The sequence below is a fragment of the Paenibacillus paludis genome (assembly GCF_042610515.1).
Lineage (GTDB): Bacteria > Bacillota > Bacilli > Paenibacillales > Paenibacillaceae > Paenibacillus_AQ.
This window is the reverse complement of record NZ_JBGJZP010000018.1, coordinates 12,604-27,402: the sequence shown is the minus strand read 5'-3', so window position 1 is coordinate 27,402 and position 14,799 is coordinate 12,604. Positions and strand designations below refer to the sequence as shown.

General features: G+C 50.3%; 17 protein-coding genes. 8 read left to right on the top strand and 9 right to left on the bottom strand.

All coding sequences use genetic code 11. From position 1 onward, the window contains the following. Positions 1-42: 42 nt before the first annotated feature. Complete coding sequence (locus tag ACAN56_RS26505) at positions 43-1,188, bottom strand: transglutaminase domain-containing protein (RefSeq protein WP_379146567.1); 1,146 nt, start codon at positions 1,186-1,188, stop codon at positions 43-45. A 36-nt stretch (positions 1,189-1,224) separates the two neighbouring features. Beyond that, positions 1,225-1,671, bottom strand: coding sequence for a hypothetical protein (locus ACAN56_RS26500; RefSeq protein WP_340899730.1), 447 nt, complete (start codon positions 1,669-1,671; stop codon positions 1,225-1,227). A gap of 242 nt (positions 1,672-1,913) precedes the next feature. Here ACAN56_RS26500 and ACAN56_RS26495 point away from each other — a divergent pair, with 242 nt between their 5' ends. Together ACAN56_RS26495 and ACAN56_RS26490 are read left to right on the top strand one after the other, a co-directional pair. Continuing rightward, positions 1,914-3,086 (top strand): MFS transporter, encoded by a 1,173-nt coding sequence (locus ACAN56_RS26495; protein WP_379146565.1) that lies wholly within the window; start codon positions 1,914-1,916, stop codon positions 3,084-3,086. A gap of 286 nt (positions 3,087-3,372) precedes the next feature. Beyond that, positions 3,373-3,735, top strand: a complete 363-nt coding sequence (locus tag ACAN56_RS26490; RefSeq protein WP_038596172.1) for a DNA primase — start codon at positions 3,373-3,375, stop codon at positions 3,733-3,735. 78 nt (positions 3,736-3,813) lie between these two features. Here the strand turns inward: ACAN56_RS26490 and ACAN56_RS26485 are convergent, their stop codons facing one another. Both ACAN56_RS26485 and cyoE read right to left on the bottom strand, forming a co-directional pair. Further along, the gene (locus ACAN56_RS26485; RefSeq protein ID WP_038596174.1) at positions 3,814-4,431 is read right to left on the bottom strand and encodes an SCO family protein; all 618 of its coding nucleotides are present in this window, start codon (positions 4,429-4,431) and stop codon (positions 3,814-3,816) included. Positions 4,432-4,449: 18 nt separating this feature from the next. Continuing rightward, positions 4,450-5,382 (bottom strand): heme o synthase, encoded by a 933-nt coding sequence (cyoE, locus tag ACAN56_RS26480; RefSeq protein ID WP_038596177.1) that lies wholly within the window; start codon positions 5,380-5,382, stop codon positions 4,450-4,452. A gap of 258 nt (positions 5,383-5,640) precedes the next feature. On the opposite strand from cyoE, the gene ACAN56_RS26475 reads away from it, so the two are divergent. Then, entirely contained in the window at positions 5,641-6,645 is a 1,005-nt protein-coding gene (locus tag ACAN56_RS26475; RefSeq protein ID WP_379146562.1) for a metal-dependent hydrolase, read from the top strand. 243 nt (positions 6,646-6,888) lie between these two features. Continuing rightward, positions 6,889-7,077 carry a hypothetical protein gene (locus ACAN56_RS26470; protein WP_038596181.1) on the top strand — a complete coding sequence of 63 codons (189 nt, stop codon included), beginning with the start codon at positions 6,889-6,891 and terminating at the stop codon, positions 7,075-7,077. On the opposite strand, the gene trpS is transcribed toward ACAN56_RS26470, so the two are convergent. After that, on the bottom strand, positions 7,074-8,063 hold the full coding sequence (gene trpS / locus ACAN56_RS26465) for a tryptophan--tRNA ligase (protein ID WP_038596183.1): 990 nt from the start codon (positions 8,061-8,063) through the stop codon (positions 7,074-7,076). The genes ACAN56_RS26470 and trpS overlap by 4 nt on opposite strands. A 433-nt stretch (positions 8,064-8,496) precedes the next feature. Between trpS and ACAN56_RS26460 the strand changes: the two genes are divergently transcribed. After that, positions 8,497-9,465 (top strand): aldose 1-epimerase, encoded by a 969-nt coding sequence (locus ACAN56_RS26460; RefSeq protein ID WP_379146560.1) that lies wholly within the window; start codon positions 8,497-8,499, stop codon positions 9,463-9,465. 107 nt (positions 9,466-9,572) lie between these two features. Then, complete coding sequence (locus ACAN56_RS26455; RefSeq protein WP_038596187.1) at positions 9,573-9,806, top strand: alpha/beta-type small acid-soluble spore protein; 234 nt, start codon at positions 9,573-9,575, stop codon at positions 9,804-9,806. Positions 9,807-9,929: 123 nt separating this feature from the next. On the opposite strand, the gene ACAN56_RS26450 is transcribed toward ACAN56_RS26455, so the two are convergent. Together ACAN56_RS26450 and ACAN56_RS26445 are read right to left on the bottom strand one after the other, a co-directional pair. Continuing rightward, a complete protein-coding gene (locus ACAN56_RS26450; protein WP_038596189.1) occupies positions 9,930-10,337 on the bottom strand; it encodes a hypothetical protein in 408 nt (135 codons plus the stop codon). Positions 10,338-10,752: 415 nt separating this feature from the next. Beyond that, complete coding sequence (locus ACAN56_RS26445; protein ID WP_379146557.1) at positions 10,753-12,543, bottom strand: M3 family oligoendopeptidase; 1,791 nt, start codon at positions 12,541-12,543, stop codon at positions 10,753-10,755. A 209-nt stretch (positions 12,544-12,752) separates the two neighbouring features. Here ACAN56_RS26445 and ACAN56_RS26440 point away from each other — a divergent pair, with 209 nt between their 5' ends. Together ACAN56_RS26440 and ACAN56_RS26435 are read left to right on the top strand one after the other, a co-directional pair. Next, positions 12,753-12,944, top strand: a complete 192-nt coding sequence (locus ACAN56_RS26440) for a YycC family protein (protein WP_038596193.1) — start codon at positions 12,753-12,755, stop codon at positions 12,942-12,944. Continuing rightward, positions 12,941-13,171, top strand: a complete 231-nt coding sequence (locus ACAN56_RS26435) for a hypothetical protein (RefSeq protein ID WP_038596195.1) — start codon at positions 12,941-12,943, stop codon at positions 13,169-13,171. The genes ACAN56_RS26440 and ACAN56_RS26435 overlap by 4 nt, the downstream gene beginning before the upstream one ends. A 103-nt stretch (positions 13,172-13,274) precedes the next feature. Here ACAN56_RS26435 and ACAN56_RS26430 read toward each other — a convergent pair whose 3' ends face one another. Both ACAN56_RS26430 and ACAN56_RS26425 read right to left on the bottom strand, forming a co-directional pair. Then, positions 13,275-13,979, bottom strand: a complete 705-nt coding sequence (locus ACAN56_RS26430; RefSeq protein WP_038596197.1) for a DUF2225 domain-containing protein — start codon at positions 13,977-13,979, stop codon at positions 13,275-13,277. 31 nt (positions 13,980-14,010) lie between these two features. Further along, positions 14,011-14,394: a globin domain-containing protein gene (locus ACAN56_RS26425; protein WP_038596199.1), complete on the bottom strand. Its 384-nt coding sequence runs from the start codon at positions 14,392-14,394 to the stop codon at positions 14,011-14,013. Positions 14,395-14,799 lie beyond the last annotated feature (405 nt).

The window sequence follows — 14,799 nt, the reverse complement described above, 5'->3', positions numbered from 1 at the left end:
TGCTGTATTGTATCATAGAATCAAGGCATTCCGCTTCCTTGCTCAAAGCATACTTTCTTTGACATGGGTTTTATCGAAATCCTTGGGATTAAACCAATCCCCGCTGACTGCCCAGGTAGAATCGAGTGGAATCCATGCCTGCCGGTCCGTGATGTACACTTCATTCCAGGCATGGGGGCCGGAACCTCCTTGGCCGTCGTAGCCCTGACCGGTCACTACGCGCACCTGAAGCCCCTGGGAGCGGGCCATCACTGCATAAAGACGTGCATAATCAATACATACACCGATCCGGGTATCAAAGGTATCCTGCGGAGTCTGCTCCTTCCAAATCCGGTTCTGCTCATAATTCTCGGCTTTGGCATAATCATAAGAGACCCTGGAGCCGACCCAATCATACAGCAGTCTGGCCTTCTTCTCATCGTCGCCGGCTTGTCCCGCTATATCAGAGGCAGCACCCACGATGTCGGGTGAAATCTCATGGTCGAGCACTTCGTATTTCCGCCGGAGGATATCCGTCATCTCGGCGGCAACCGCCTTGGTCAGAACCGGCAACTTACTGCGCACATTCTCACCGGCAAGGGGTTCGAAGACCGCAGATGCGCTTTGCCGGTAGATTGGAGATGATTCCACATAACGGCTGAACGTGCTGTCCGGATTTAAGCCCACGCCGATGTACAAGGCAAAAACAAGCAACAGGGCGCGCACAAGTCCGGTAGCCAGACCGATGACAGCTCCGCTGAGACGGCTCACCTGCGTAATCTTCCTGTTTCCGGACCTGCCCGAAAGGCGCGGAAGGGAAATCGGAAGCAGCATAAACAGCAGTCCCAGCAGCAGGCGGATGAGACTGTAGGACAAGAGCAGCAGCAGCAAAAAACGCACAAGCGGCGAACCCGCCAGAACGGACACCGCCGTATAGTACAGCTGCTGCCACTGGCTTAATTGGATATCCGGAAGCTCAATTCCACCTGCCCAGGTCTGTACACGGGGCGAGAGGTAAAAGGCAGCCGGAATGGCCAGGGCCAATGCAGCTATGGCAAGCAGCCCGGTTCCGAGCAGCCCAAACAGCCCTCCCGCTGAGCGGCCAAACCCCCGGCTCCAGCCCTGCAGCAGCGAGAAGAGCACTATCAGCAGAAGGAGGATAGTGATGATATTGGCATCACTAATACTGTCCATCCAGCTGTTCAGCATAGCCTCTCCTCCCTTTCTTTCGCATCAGCTTGTATTTTAATTCCCGGCCCCATTCTTCCGGGCTTCATCAATAAAGGTTTTGGTAGTATCGTTAACACTCCACTTCCCAAGACTGACTCCGCGGAAGGTCACTTCCACTTTATCCTCACCGGCTTCACCCTTCACTTCAAGATTGGGTGTTGTGATCGTAAACGTACCGTCACCGCCTGAAGTATATTTTGCTTCTTTCGCTTCTTTCAGCATAACTTCCTGCGCTTCGCTCTTCAGGGTGCTGACCGTTCCATCCGCCACCTTATTCACAGCGTCTCCAATCTGATCCATTGTAACCCCGCTGTAAATGAACAGACCCGCAATGATAACAATAACAATCGCCCATTTCAGAACCGTCTTGACCAGATTAACAACGGCAAACAGCAGTACTAGCGCAATAACGATAACTAGCCAATTTTCTCTGATAAACTGTGACCATACTTCCGGATCCATCAATTTCCCAACACCCCTATCAAAAATTTCGTCACACCAGGGAGCACGTCCCCATTAATACTAATTATTATACATGAATGCCTCTTATAATTCATGATTACCCACCCGTTCAGGTGGAATCCCCCAATAAAATGGTATAAGCCCCCCTCGACTCACGTAAAGTACAAGTAGGCTTAACCATTCCCCATTAAAAAGCGCCACCCTGCGCCAGCGCAGAAACGGCCCTTTCGGAGGTGTATTCCGTGAAAACCGCACTGTGGCTGTATTTATTTCTTTTCCTGGCATTTTTTGATCTGCATGCCCAGTACCCCATTCTTACCCCCTTTGCTATCTCACTGGGGGCGGGACCGGCCTTCATCGGCTGGATGATGGGCATGTATTCCCTGACTCATCTTCCCGGCAACCTTCTGGCCGGGGTACTGGTTGACCGCAACGGCAGCCGCCGCTACATCGTCTTCAGCCTGACGGTTGCAGGCGCCATCCTGCTGCTTCAGGCCCACGCTCAGCTTCCCTGGCATCTGCTGCTGCTTCGGGCGGCCAGCGGCTTCGCCCTGGCCTTTCTGTCTCCGGCCTGCATGACCCTGCTGGCTTCCCTCTCGTCAGATCCCATCACGCAGGGCAAGTATATGTCCGGCCATGGCATCATCCATACGCTGGCTTCGGTTGTATCGCCAGCTGCCGGAGCCTTTATCGTCCACCAGGCCGGGTATTCCGGCACCTTCAGCACCTTGGGCTGGCTGCTGATTGCCACTGGTGTGATGGCCTTCTTCAGTGTACCTAAGTTCTCCGGCAGTATGGCAGCTGCCAAACCATCACAGCCGCTGCAAGAGCACCAGGTTGCATCCGAAAAACCGCATTCATCCGTTACCAAGCGATATTATCTGCTGCCCTTTTTCGTCTCCTGCTCGCAGGGGGTACTGTTCTTTGAGCTTCCTTTGTCACAGGGGAGCAACGGGATCGTATCCACCGGGATTCTGCTTTCGCTTCTCAGCCTGGGGGCACTCTTGACGCTCAGCCTGTTTTTCCTGAACCGGCTCTCTCCGGTTGCAAGAATTGCTGTGGCACTGCTCGGGATGGCGCTGTGTTTCTTCGTACTTGCAGCATTCACCAGCATTCCCGTAGGTGTCGTCCTCTTCCTGCTGGGAGCAGCTAAAGGTGTACTGTTTCCGGCGATGGCTTCGCTGTTCATCAGTCTCGGGGCAGGCGGCCATCTGGGCCGCACCTTCTCGCTGCAATCCATTGCGATGTCTCTCGGCGCTTTTGCCGGACCGGTGGCTGCAGGACAGTTAAGGGACTTCGTTTCTCCTTATTTCATTGCATTTGTCTTGCTCATGACCGCACTTCTGCTGTTACCTCCAAGAGATACCGGAAAAAGCGCGGCCTACCGTGCGGACTTGAACAGCCATGCCGCTTGAGCCGGCAACAAAGGAGCTGCAATTCCCCGCATTTATCTATTGAAGATAATGATCAGTCCGCAGAATTAAATCTGCCAGTCAACCCCGCAGTCACCCGGCCTCTCCTTGAGCCGGGTGATTGTTGCTTTTTACGACATTTCCCGGGGAATGAACACATTTTGTCCCTCAGCTGTTAAAAATGACGAAGCTTAGGTAATATACTTAATAAGCCTATGACCGTGTTCATTAACATGCTTAAGATCACAAATTCCGTCATTACCACTTATTATCCGGGGGGCGACAGATTATGTCCATTACCATCATTGTCGAAGGCAAAAACGACCGCAGCAGATTGCGGCGACTGCTGGCGCCGGAGGTCGACATCCTGTGCACCTTCGGTACGTTGAATACACTCAAGCTGGAATCGCTGCGGCGTAAAATCGGAGACGGAGAAGTTTATCTATATATGGACAACGACAGCTCGGGTAAGAAAATCCGCGGAATTCTGCGCGATGCTTTTCCAGACGCGGTCCATATTTATACCCGGAAAGGCTATGCAGGGGTTGAAGGAACTCCCGATGAATACAATCTCACCCAGCTTGAAAAAGCGGGGTTGGAGGAGTACATCATCTATCCGCAGCCGCTGCCATTCCCGTTTCTGGAACCATAGCGGCAGCAAAAAAACGCCTTGTTCACCCTTCGCATGTAACCGGAGGATGAAGCAAGGCGTTTTTAAGTTCAATGCATTTTAATTGGGTGCCAGCTTCTTCAAAGCACCGGCAAGGAATTCAGGTGTCACATTTTCTGTATCTCCCGCATCATATAGTCCGCGCAACCGGTTCTCCGGGTCTACAAGACCTATAAGATTAGCGTGGGCAAAGTTATCCTTGTCATTTCCATAAATAAGCACTTTAAACGAATCGGCAGCCAACTGCCGCACCTGCTCCTGATCTCCGCGCAGAAAATACCAACCGTTATAATCGGCGTGGAAACGGTCTGCGAACGTCTTGATGGCCTCGCGTGTATCATTCTTGGGATCAAATGAGATGGAGACAAATTCCACATCCTTGCCGAAGCTGCCGTCCTTGACCAGCAAATCCTGGGTCTGTGACAGCATATAGGTAGTGATGGGGCATACATCCGGACATTCCGTAAAGAAGAAATAAACCAACCGTGCTTTCCCTTGCGTATCCGCAAGTGTTACTTGCTTGCCATCCACATTTTCAAGAGAGAAGTCCTGTACCTCCCCGATGACCGGCAGCTGCTTTTCCCCTAAATCCAAGGATTGAATCACTAAGTAAAGGGCCATTCCCAAAGCCAGGGCCAACAGCAGCCAGGTCCATTTGTAACGTTTCAAGGTATGCACAGGTGTACTCTCCCCCTCTTAAACGTGAGTCGTATTCAGCACAAGCACGATCAGACTGACAGTCAGGTAATTAATGGAGAAGAAGAAGTTCTTCTTCGCCCAGGCATCGTCATCCTTTGCTTTGAAGCCCGTCAATGTCAAGTACAGCCAGGCAACGGACAATGCGGCAGAAATAACAAGGTAGAATATCCCTGCATAATCATAAACGTACATCAGAACCGGAATCGGCAGCAGCAATGCCACATAGGGAATCATCTGGAACTTGGTGCGGCGTGTTCCCTTAACGACTGGAAGCAGCGGAAATCCCGCAGCTCTGTACTCTTCCTTCCGGCGGATGCCCAGAGCCCAGAAATGGGGCGGCTGCCACAGAAACAGCATTGCGAACAGCAGCCAGGCACCGAGATCCACATTACCTGTAACTGCAACATATCCGATAACCGGAGGCATGGCTCCGGAGATTGCACCTACAGAAGTACTCCAAGTAGATGTTCTTTTCAACCAAAGGGTGTAAACTACTACGTAAACGAACATGCCGAGTATGCCGAACAGCCCGCTGAGCACACCGGAGAATGCAAACAGCACAGCAAGACCGGCAATGCCAAGCCCGATGGCATAGAGCAGAACCGTATTCGGCTTGAGTCGGCCCGTAGGCAGTCCGCGTTCACGGGTTCGTTCCATCTTCATATCCAGGTCGCGGTCAAAATAATTATTAAATACACAGGCCGAAGCCATGACTAGCATTGTACCGAGCAAGGTCAGAATTAATCGGCCGTATTGCACGTCCCAGCCCGAAGCCACCCAGTATCCTGCAAAAGCAGCGATAAGATTGGAGCGGATAATGCCGGGTTTCGTCACTGTAATAAAGTCACGCCAGCTTGCACCTTCCTTGGGTGATTTGGCAGACATGGCTGCGGAATCGGAAGAAGCTTGATATCTCAATTGATTGTCCACGTTTGGTGTTCCTCCTTCTAAGGGACTTCTAACGTTCCGCCGGAGTCAAGAACCGTTTTATCGTTCTTAATTAAGAATTTTTACCACTCCGCTGTTAACTTTATCATATCAAACCGGGAAAGACTTTGACAATCATTGACCAAGATGTTCATCAATTTGACAATTACGTGAAAATATTTATTTCCTCCTCCCTAAATAACTGGACGCAAAATTGGGTAGTTATTAATAGAGAACTTCCGTACAAAGGAGATCTGACCAATGGATACTGCTACACATTTTGTTATGGGCCTGGGACTGGCCGGCCTTTCCTTCGTTGATCCCGCCGTCGCCTCCCATGGAACACTGGCCGGGGCTGTCATGGTAGCCACTGTACTGGCCTCGCAAGCACCGGATGCCGATACTGCGTTGCGTCTCAAGGACAATGCGCTTTATATCCGCAATCACCGGGGAATCACCCATTCCCTGCCATTCCTGCTGCTGTGGCCGGCTTTGATCACACTGGTGATCGGACCGCTATTCGGATTTACCGATGTACCTTCTCTTAGCCATATTGCTCTGTGGAGCTTCATTGGCGTAGCCGTTCATGTATTCTCCGATTTGTTCAACACGTATGGGACACAGGCCGCGCGTCCCTTCACAGAGAAATGGATTGCCTGGAATATTATCCACATCTTTGATCCGTTTATATTCGGCAGCCATGTAGCGGCAATTATTCTCTGGATCAGCGGGATGATTCCACCGGCACCTTTATTTATCACCCTGTATGCCAGTATCGTGATTTATTATATTTGGCGGACCCTCGTGCATGCCCGGATTACGCGCAATATCAAGAACAAAGATATGCATCATAATGCCGGCGACCGTTATTATGTCATCCCCACGATCTCGCCATCACGCTGGAATGTGGTCAAAGCCAAACCGGACGGCAGCTATAACGTCGGATTGCTGAGCGGCGGGCGGCTGGAATGGTTCAAACATGCGGTGTGCTCCACCCACCCCGCTGTAGAACATTCCAAATCCCATCCGGACATTCAGGCATTTCTTTATTTCACCTCATATGCTGTAGCCGAGGTCGAGGAATTGCCCTCCGGTTATATTGTACGCTGGGGCGATGTGCGTTATTTACACCGCAAGCAATTCCCTTTCGTAGCGGTGCTTGTAATGGATAACCATTATCATCCGCTCAACACTTATGTAGGCTGGCTCAGCAGCGAGAAACTGGATGAACGGTTCGCCATTGATCCGGGCTCCGTAAAGCTGTAATCAATAGCAGAAGGCGTCCGGTTTCCGGACGCCTTCTTTGCTCTGCCATGAATTACCGCTCTTGACGCCTGCCGCAACATAAGGCACAATCACCATAAAGCGTTTTCAATGAATTTCAGATGTTTATTAAGCATCATTTATTACTGCATATTATATAGTTCCTTATATTACAAAAAAACTCCGCAGCACATAAGCGCTGCGGGATCATTCACTTACTATTATTAGAAAGGAAGGCTGGCAATTATGGGTAAAGGTCTGTCGCTTTGGTTCGCATGTTCTTCGATTCTAATGCTAACAGCTGCTTCTATCTCCATCAGCTTTAACATCTGGCTTGCGCTCCTGCTTGGCGTTCTCTGTGTCCTGAACATCGGCTGGGGGTTTATTCTCAAAGCCAGACTGAGACGCAAAGCGGAGGCAAGGCAGGCCTCTTAACGTAACGGGAGGAAGCCCATCCGTTCCTTAACGGCGGCAAGGTTCTGCGCCGCCACGATGCGGGCGCGTTCCGCACCTTCGGCAAGAATATCACCAAGCGTGCCGGAGCTGCGGATTTCATAATATTTCTGCTGAAGCGGCTCTAGCGCAGCCACCAGCACTTCACCAAGATCCTTTTTGAACCCTCCATACATTTGGCCTTCATAACGGTCGGCAATCTGCTGCAGGCTCATTCCCGAGCACTCGGCATAAATGCTCATCAGATTGCTGATCTCAGGCTTGTTTGCGGGATCATACACCACTTCACGGCCGGAGTCCGTCGTAGCACGGCTGATTTTTTTGCGGATCACATCCGGCGGATCAAGCAGTGCGATATAGCTGCCCGCGTTTGGATTGCTTTTGCTCATTTTTTTACTGGCGTCGTCCAGCGACATAATGCGTGCGCCCACTTCAGGAATATACGGCTCCGGAACCGTGAAGAATTCCCCAAACCGGTGATTGAAACGTCCGGCCAGATCTCTCGTCAATTCCAAATGCTGCTTCTGATCCTCACCAACAGGTACGAGGTCGGCATTGTAAATGAGGATATCGGCAGCCATCAGCGATGGATAGACGAACAGGCCTGAGCCTACAGAATCCTTCCCGGAAGACTTATCCTTGAACTGGGTCATCCGCTCCAGCTCACCCATTGCAGTCAGCGTAGTCATGATCCAGCCCAGCTCGGCATGCTGTGGTACATGGGACTGCATATAGACATTTGAGATTGCCGGATCAATGCCTGCAGCAAGATAAAGTGCCGCTACCGATTCTGAATTTTCCCGCAGTGCGGCAGGATCCTGAGTAACAGTAATGGCATGAAGATCCACTACCATGAAAAAGCATTCATACTCTTTTTGCAGTTTTACGAAATTTTTGATCGCTCCGATATAGTTCCCGAGTGTCAGTGATCCACTGGGCTGAATGCCCGACAATACTTTTTTAGCCATCGAATTACCCTCCATAAAATGTAATTTCCACTTTCGAAGAACACAAAAAGGCCCCACATCCGCAAGGGACGTGAGACCGTGGTACCACCCTTATTCGCTGCTCGAGGGGTCCATAGAGGACATCAGCAAACAGCCTTTGCTTCCGGTAACGGGGAAGTGCCGGCCGGTCTACTGAGGCTCTCCAGCCCGTTCAAGCGCGGCGCTCAAGGGTCCATTCATACGGAAGTGTCCCGCCGGTTCACATCAGCCACCGGCTTTCTGAAGGTGCAGTTCCCGCCTACTTGTCCCTGTCATCGCATTGTCATCGTTCATTAATGCATTCATCATAGAGCGATACTGAGAAGATGTCAAATCCGTTAACCACAAAAACATAAATCTGTTATGATAAGGTTATTCGCATTCTTTCAGATTAAGTTAAAGGAGCATATCTCTCATGAAACAGGTGACCAAAGGGCAGTGGGGCGGCTATGATACCTATATTTTGCATAGCTGCGAACTTGAACTCACGCTTTTGCCGCGACTGGGAAACAACATTATCTCCTTGTGGGACCGTAAGGAGAATCGGGAAATCCTGCGCCGGCCTGATGAAAGCGACATATCTTTTTATCTGCAGAAGCCTTACCATTTCGGTATTCCGCTCTTAGTTCCACCCGGACGAATCCGCAAGGGTCAATTTCAATTTGAGGGCACAAGCTACCAGTTTGATCAGAATACGGCCGGGGACAATCATATTCATGGACTGCACCGGACGCAGAGCTGGTGTGTCAGCGATATTGAAGAGGACGAAGAAGGCTGTGCGGTGACGACGGAATTCAATACCGGCGACGACGCTAACTGGATGAGGCAATTTCCTGTTCCTCTGAGATTCGAAATGACGTTCCGGCTTCAGGATGCCCGCGTTCAGCAAACGCTCAAGGTCACTCACTTAGGAGACACAGTCATTCCATTCGGGATTGGCTATCACACATGGTTCATGATTGACAGTGAACCCGGCCGCTGGAAACTGAATTTACCCGTAGAAAGCATTTATGAACTGAACAACGAGCTCCTGCCCAGCGGCAGCCTGCTGCCACTTGGTGATTTGGAAGACTTGAACCAAGGTATGAATCTTCAAGGTACTAATTTGGATACTGTGCTAAGGATCGGAAAAGAGCAGCCCGCAGAAGCCTTGCTGCTCCGCGATGACGGATATGGGCTTCGCTATACTGCAGACAAAGATTACTTCCGTCATTGGGTGGTATATACGAAAGGGCCTGCAGAGCAGTTTCTGTGCATCGAACCCTACACATGGCTGCCGGATGCTCCGAATATTCCAAAGAACCCTTCCTTTACAGGACTCATTACCTTGCAGCCCGGCCAGACACTTGCGCTTTCCAGCATGCTCGAAATACTCTATCCTTAACTTCTTAATTTCATATAATTACCATCCTTAAATTCTTTCGAAATCGTGCATGAATTCATCTCCTCGCGCTCATACTATCTTCACAACGGGCGAAGGAGGTGACACACATGGGTCAAGCAGGTCAACAAGGTCGTAGCAGCCGTAGTAATAACCTGGTCGTGCCTCAAGCGAATGCAGCGCTGCAGCAGTTGAAATATGAAGCAGCACAAGAGCTTGGAGTAACGATTCCACAAGACGGTTATTATGGTAACTACACTTCCCGCGAAACCGGTTCTTTGGGAGGATACATCACCAAACGTCTGGTACAACTGGCAGAGCAACAACTGTCCGGTCGTTCGTAGTCGCCTTATTATTAAGTGATTTATCCGGTAGGGCTAACGCCTGAAACGGAGTAGCTTCTCAGCCCGCCTGCGCTTCTCGTCGAAGCGCAGGCGGGCTTTTAGCTTGTGTAGCTATGTATAATTTTAGCCGTAATTTTGATCTGAATTATCAGCAGAATTACGGGGATAGCGGATCATCAGGTTGGCCATATTGTAATTGGACTCCAGGATCGCATCTACAACCACCATTCCCTGGCGGACGGCGAACTCATAGCTGATCTCACCATGCGTCCAGCGCCGTTTGTATTTCAGACTCTCCAGCGCCATAAGCCGGAAGGAGGATAACTGGCCTGAGTTCAGCCCCTCCTGCTCTTCCTTAAATACACCACTTCGTCCAGACAGCGGATTATGGCGGATCCCAAACTTACCGATGACATTATTTCTGATTTGCACAAAAACCGTGCCGGAAGACAGTCCAGACAATTCCTCTTGCAGTTCCTTGAATACCAAATCCATCTGTCTTGCCAGCGATAGCTCTTCTGTCCTGAGCATATTGTACCTCCTAAAAGTTTAGTGAGCATTGCTTCTTGAAGTTCTATTCTTCGTACAAAACTTGCTTCGTAAGCTTCCGCTTCGTTTTGTGAGAGCACTGCTTCTTGAATATTCTTCGTACAAACTGCCTTCGTATTTCTTTCCTAGCAGACCTTATATAAGGCTTTAGGCTCATTATAGGGCAGTACTTTACAAGGTACAACATTATTCAACATAATTGGGTTAAAATCCCTATATGTGCGCAATCTTTATTAAAAATCCAATAAATTCCACTATAAACCGATCGCTTTCGACACTATACAGCGCAAAAAAAAGCCCCGATAAAGGGGCTTTTGCGTATTCACACCAATTCTGAGCGAATCGATTTCCATTCGACAAAAAATTCTCGTCTTAGTTCTGTCATATTCTCGGTCGATTAGTTTGTCATTGCAAGAAATTCGTTGATATCCGCTACAATCAGATCTACGGCTCCCTGCCAGAAATCCGGCTCTGCAAGGTCTACTCCAAGATGTTTGGAGACCAGATCCTCCAGTGTCATTACCCCTGTATCCCGCAGCAAATTATCATATTTGTCAGCAAATGAAGCCCCTTGCTCCAGCGCAAGCCGGTACAATCCCGTGCTGAACATATATCCTACGGTGTAAGGGAAATTGTAGAACGGCACATCTGTAATGTAGAAATGCAGCTTAGAGGCCCAGAAATGCGGGTGATACTCTGACAACACACCGCAGAAGGCTTCCTTCTGAGCTTCCTCCATCAGTGCCGACAACTCTTCCGCGTTCACAAGACCTTCCTTGCGTTTTTCGTAAAAGCGGGTTTCGAACAAGAAGCGGGCGTGGATGTTCATAAAAAAGGCAACGCTGTTCTGAATTTTCGCCTCAAGCAGCGCCAGCTTCTCCTCCGGATCAGCAGCTGCCTTCACCTGTGCATCGGATACAATGACTTCTGCGAAGGTAGAGGCGGTCTCTGCTACATTCATCGCGTAATTCTGGTTGAACAGCGGCTGGTCATCCAGCAGGAAAGAGTGGTAGGCGTGTCCAAGCTCATGCGCCAATGTCGACACATTGGAAGGCGTGCCGCTGTATGTCATAAATATGCGGGATTCCTTGCTCTCCGGGAAGGAGACGCAGAATCCGCCGGGACGTTTGGCCGGACGATCTTCGACCTCGATCCAGTTATTGTCGAAGGCATGCTCAGCGAAATCCGCCAGCTTCGGACTAAATTTGCGGAATTGCGTAACAATGTCTTTTGCTGCCTGATCATAAGGGATTTTGCCGGAGGATTTACCGACAGGCGCTTCTACATCCACCCAGGCGAGTGCGTCCATACCCAGCAGTTTGGCTTTGCGCTGGAGGTAGGAGACAAGCGCCGGTTTGCTCTTGGTAATGACGTCCCACATCACGTCCAATGTTGTGTGCGACATGCGGTTGATGCCAAGCGGCTCCTTCAGCACATCCTCCCAGCCCCGGCCTTTGTACAACTTCAGCCGGAATCCTGCCAGATGATTTAGGGTATCCGCGCAATAATCCGCGGCTCCGCCCCAGGCTTCCTCCCATTTGCGGAACATGGCCTTCCGTACTTTCGGATCTTCATCATCCAGCTTATTGAAGGCCTGTCCGGCAGACAACTGTTTGGTTCCTTCCTCATCCTCATACGGGATTTGAATGGAGCCGACAATCGTTTCGTAATGCTCGCTCCAGCCATGATATCCGTCAACGGCGAGCTCAAGCGCCAGACTTTCCAGCTCCGGGCTCATCTTCTCGCGGGCTAAGTCACGGCTTTCGCTTAGTACGAAAGCAAGCGGAGCAATTTCCGGCCGGGCCATCCACTCCGTCCATACCGCATCCGACGTTTGACGCAGCACATTGTCAAATTGCGAACTGATGCCTTCGAAGCCGGCGCGCAAACCGGTCACTTTGGAGGATAACCGGACAGCACCCTTGTCCTGCTGATTCTGGGCACCCAGGCAGCCGGCAAATTCCGACGCCTGGATCAGACGTCCGGAGCAGCTCTGCAGCAATTCGATCACAGCATCCAGGGATTTGGTGGATTCGGAATCAGGCGGGGAGACGGAAGCGGCAACCTGCTGCCGCAAGGTCTCAATATCCGCTTCAAGCTGCTTCAAGAATTCTTCAAACTGGAGAGAGGATGAACCGCCCGGAAAAATAGACTCCAGCTCCCATGTCAGTGATAATGGTTGTTTCATGTCTTCCCACCATTCCTTTGCTCTGAATTGGTTTTCTTTGTATTTGGCCTGAAGCCATGGTAAAGTGAATTACGATAACCCCAAGCCTCTGCTTTCGAGGCCAAATAATCATATTTATTCTAATGGGTACCGCCATATGCTTCTGAGGCAGCTTTGTACGAAATGACTCTAAGCAGCTATGCTCATTAAACTTTTAGGAGGGCATCAACATGAAGCCACTGCAAATTTCACCGGAAACGGCTATCACTTTATCCAAACAGCTCGGCGTTCCCCTGGAACACTTGATGCATATGCCTCAACATATCCTGCTGCAAAAGATCGCTGAATTATCGAAGCAGCAAAGCGCTGAGACCGATGGTAAAGCTGCAGAGACGCCGCCAGCTGAGAAGGAAGAGCAATGATCCCTTTCAGCCATACCTGGCCTTATGACATTATTCTTGGAGATCTGTACGTGCAGTACTGCCCGTTCTGCAACTCGGAGAATGTGCTTCTCCCCATGAAACCGAAGGAACTGCAAATCGTGCGCGACGGCAAAAAGAAACTGCTTGTCTTTCCATGCTGCAGCACTAGCCCGACAGTCATCGACAACGATGGGGACTATCTGCTGTTCGACCGCGCGGTCCGCTGACCGCCTATGGTCTCCCATTCCCTCAATCAGGCACACCTGCATAGCGCAAAAGCGAGTTTGTCGCTTTTGCGCTTTTTGCCGTTCATGGAGCTGCGCAAAAGCATCAGATTCCTGCAGACAATGTGTCCGGGTCAATATCTTCTCCACGCATTTGTTCGCGCAGCAGGGCCCACTGCTCGCGCGCAGCCCGGATCATCGCGGCATCGGTGATTCTCTGGTCGTTGATCAGACGTGAGAACCATTTCACCGCACTGTGGAACTCCCCGATACGGCGGTTCAGCTCGCCGATCAGATACATCAGCCGGGCGTCATTTCCACCCATCCCGTCATTCTCAAACACCTTTACATATTCATCCAGCGAATAACGCAAAAAGCGCTGCTCCTGCGCAGAATCCCCCTGGTAGCGGTACATCCAGGCAATATGATGCAGGAGGCTAGCGATAATCCGGTCTTTATCCTTGATGCTTTGAGCGCAAATCAGTGCAAGCTTGTACGATTCAAGTGCGAGCTCCCAGCTGCGCTTCTCCCCGAAATCCCGGGTCTTCCAGCGGGTCCCCACCTGCTCATTAAAAGCTTTGCGCTGCCAGTCGACCAGCTTGTCGGCAGAGTTCTCTGTAGAGGCAAAGCCGCATTTCGGACAGACACGCACAACATAATAATCCGGATTTTCCTCCTTGTAATAGGAGCAGAAATCCGCATCCCGGCGTATTGCTCTTTTGAGGCTCGGACGTACCCGTGAGGTTGAGAATTCCTCTTCACAGTTGCAGCATATAACTTTAATCGAGTACAAAGGTATTAATTCTGGCAAATGCCCTCATCCTTTCGCGATCAACTGCTCCTTACTCCTGGGGCATGTTAACAAAATGGTGTGCAGGTCCTGCAAGCCGGCTGAGCACAAATGAACGCAGCGGTTCCTGAACACCGGTATCCTCCAGTGCTTCCTTCATACACCTAAGCCACTGCTCGGCATGTGCCGGCGTGATAGGAATATGCATATGCCTTGCTCTCATCATCGGATGGCCATGGAGCTCGGAATATAGCGCCGGTCCGCCGAAAAACTGACTGAGGAATTGATATTGCTTCTCCAGGACAGGAGTAATATCAGCAGGGAATAACGGGCTCAGCTGCGGATGAAGCTGCACCTTTGCATAGAATACTTCAACCAGACGGTGAAGCCCCTCTGCGCCCCCCAGATTGTCGAATAAGCTGTCATTTGGATTCATTGGAGGTTACCAGCTTTCTTTCATTTTAATTGAAGCGTCTGTTTTATTATACCAAAAAAAGCATTGCACCGTTAAACAATGACTTTAGGCTTATGTCATCCTGTAGAACGCAAAAAAAAGACGCTAAACCCGGTGTTTAGCGTCACATCATATTTAATAGGTCCGAAATTCCTCATCACCAGGAGGGACGAGAGAGATCCGGATAACATATACAAAAGCACAAACGAGAACTCCGGCAACTACGCTCATCACCATCACTCCATCCCTAATTATTACTCTAAAAGGTGTGCATTGATTAATTTAATAATATCATAATTCAAGCAAAAATGCATCGCGTCTTGTAACCGCTTTCCGCATTTTTTTGTGCTGTTTGTCCTCCTTTTGGCATACATCTAACCATAGAAC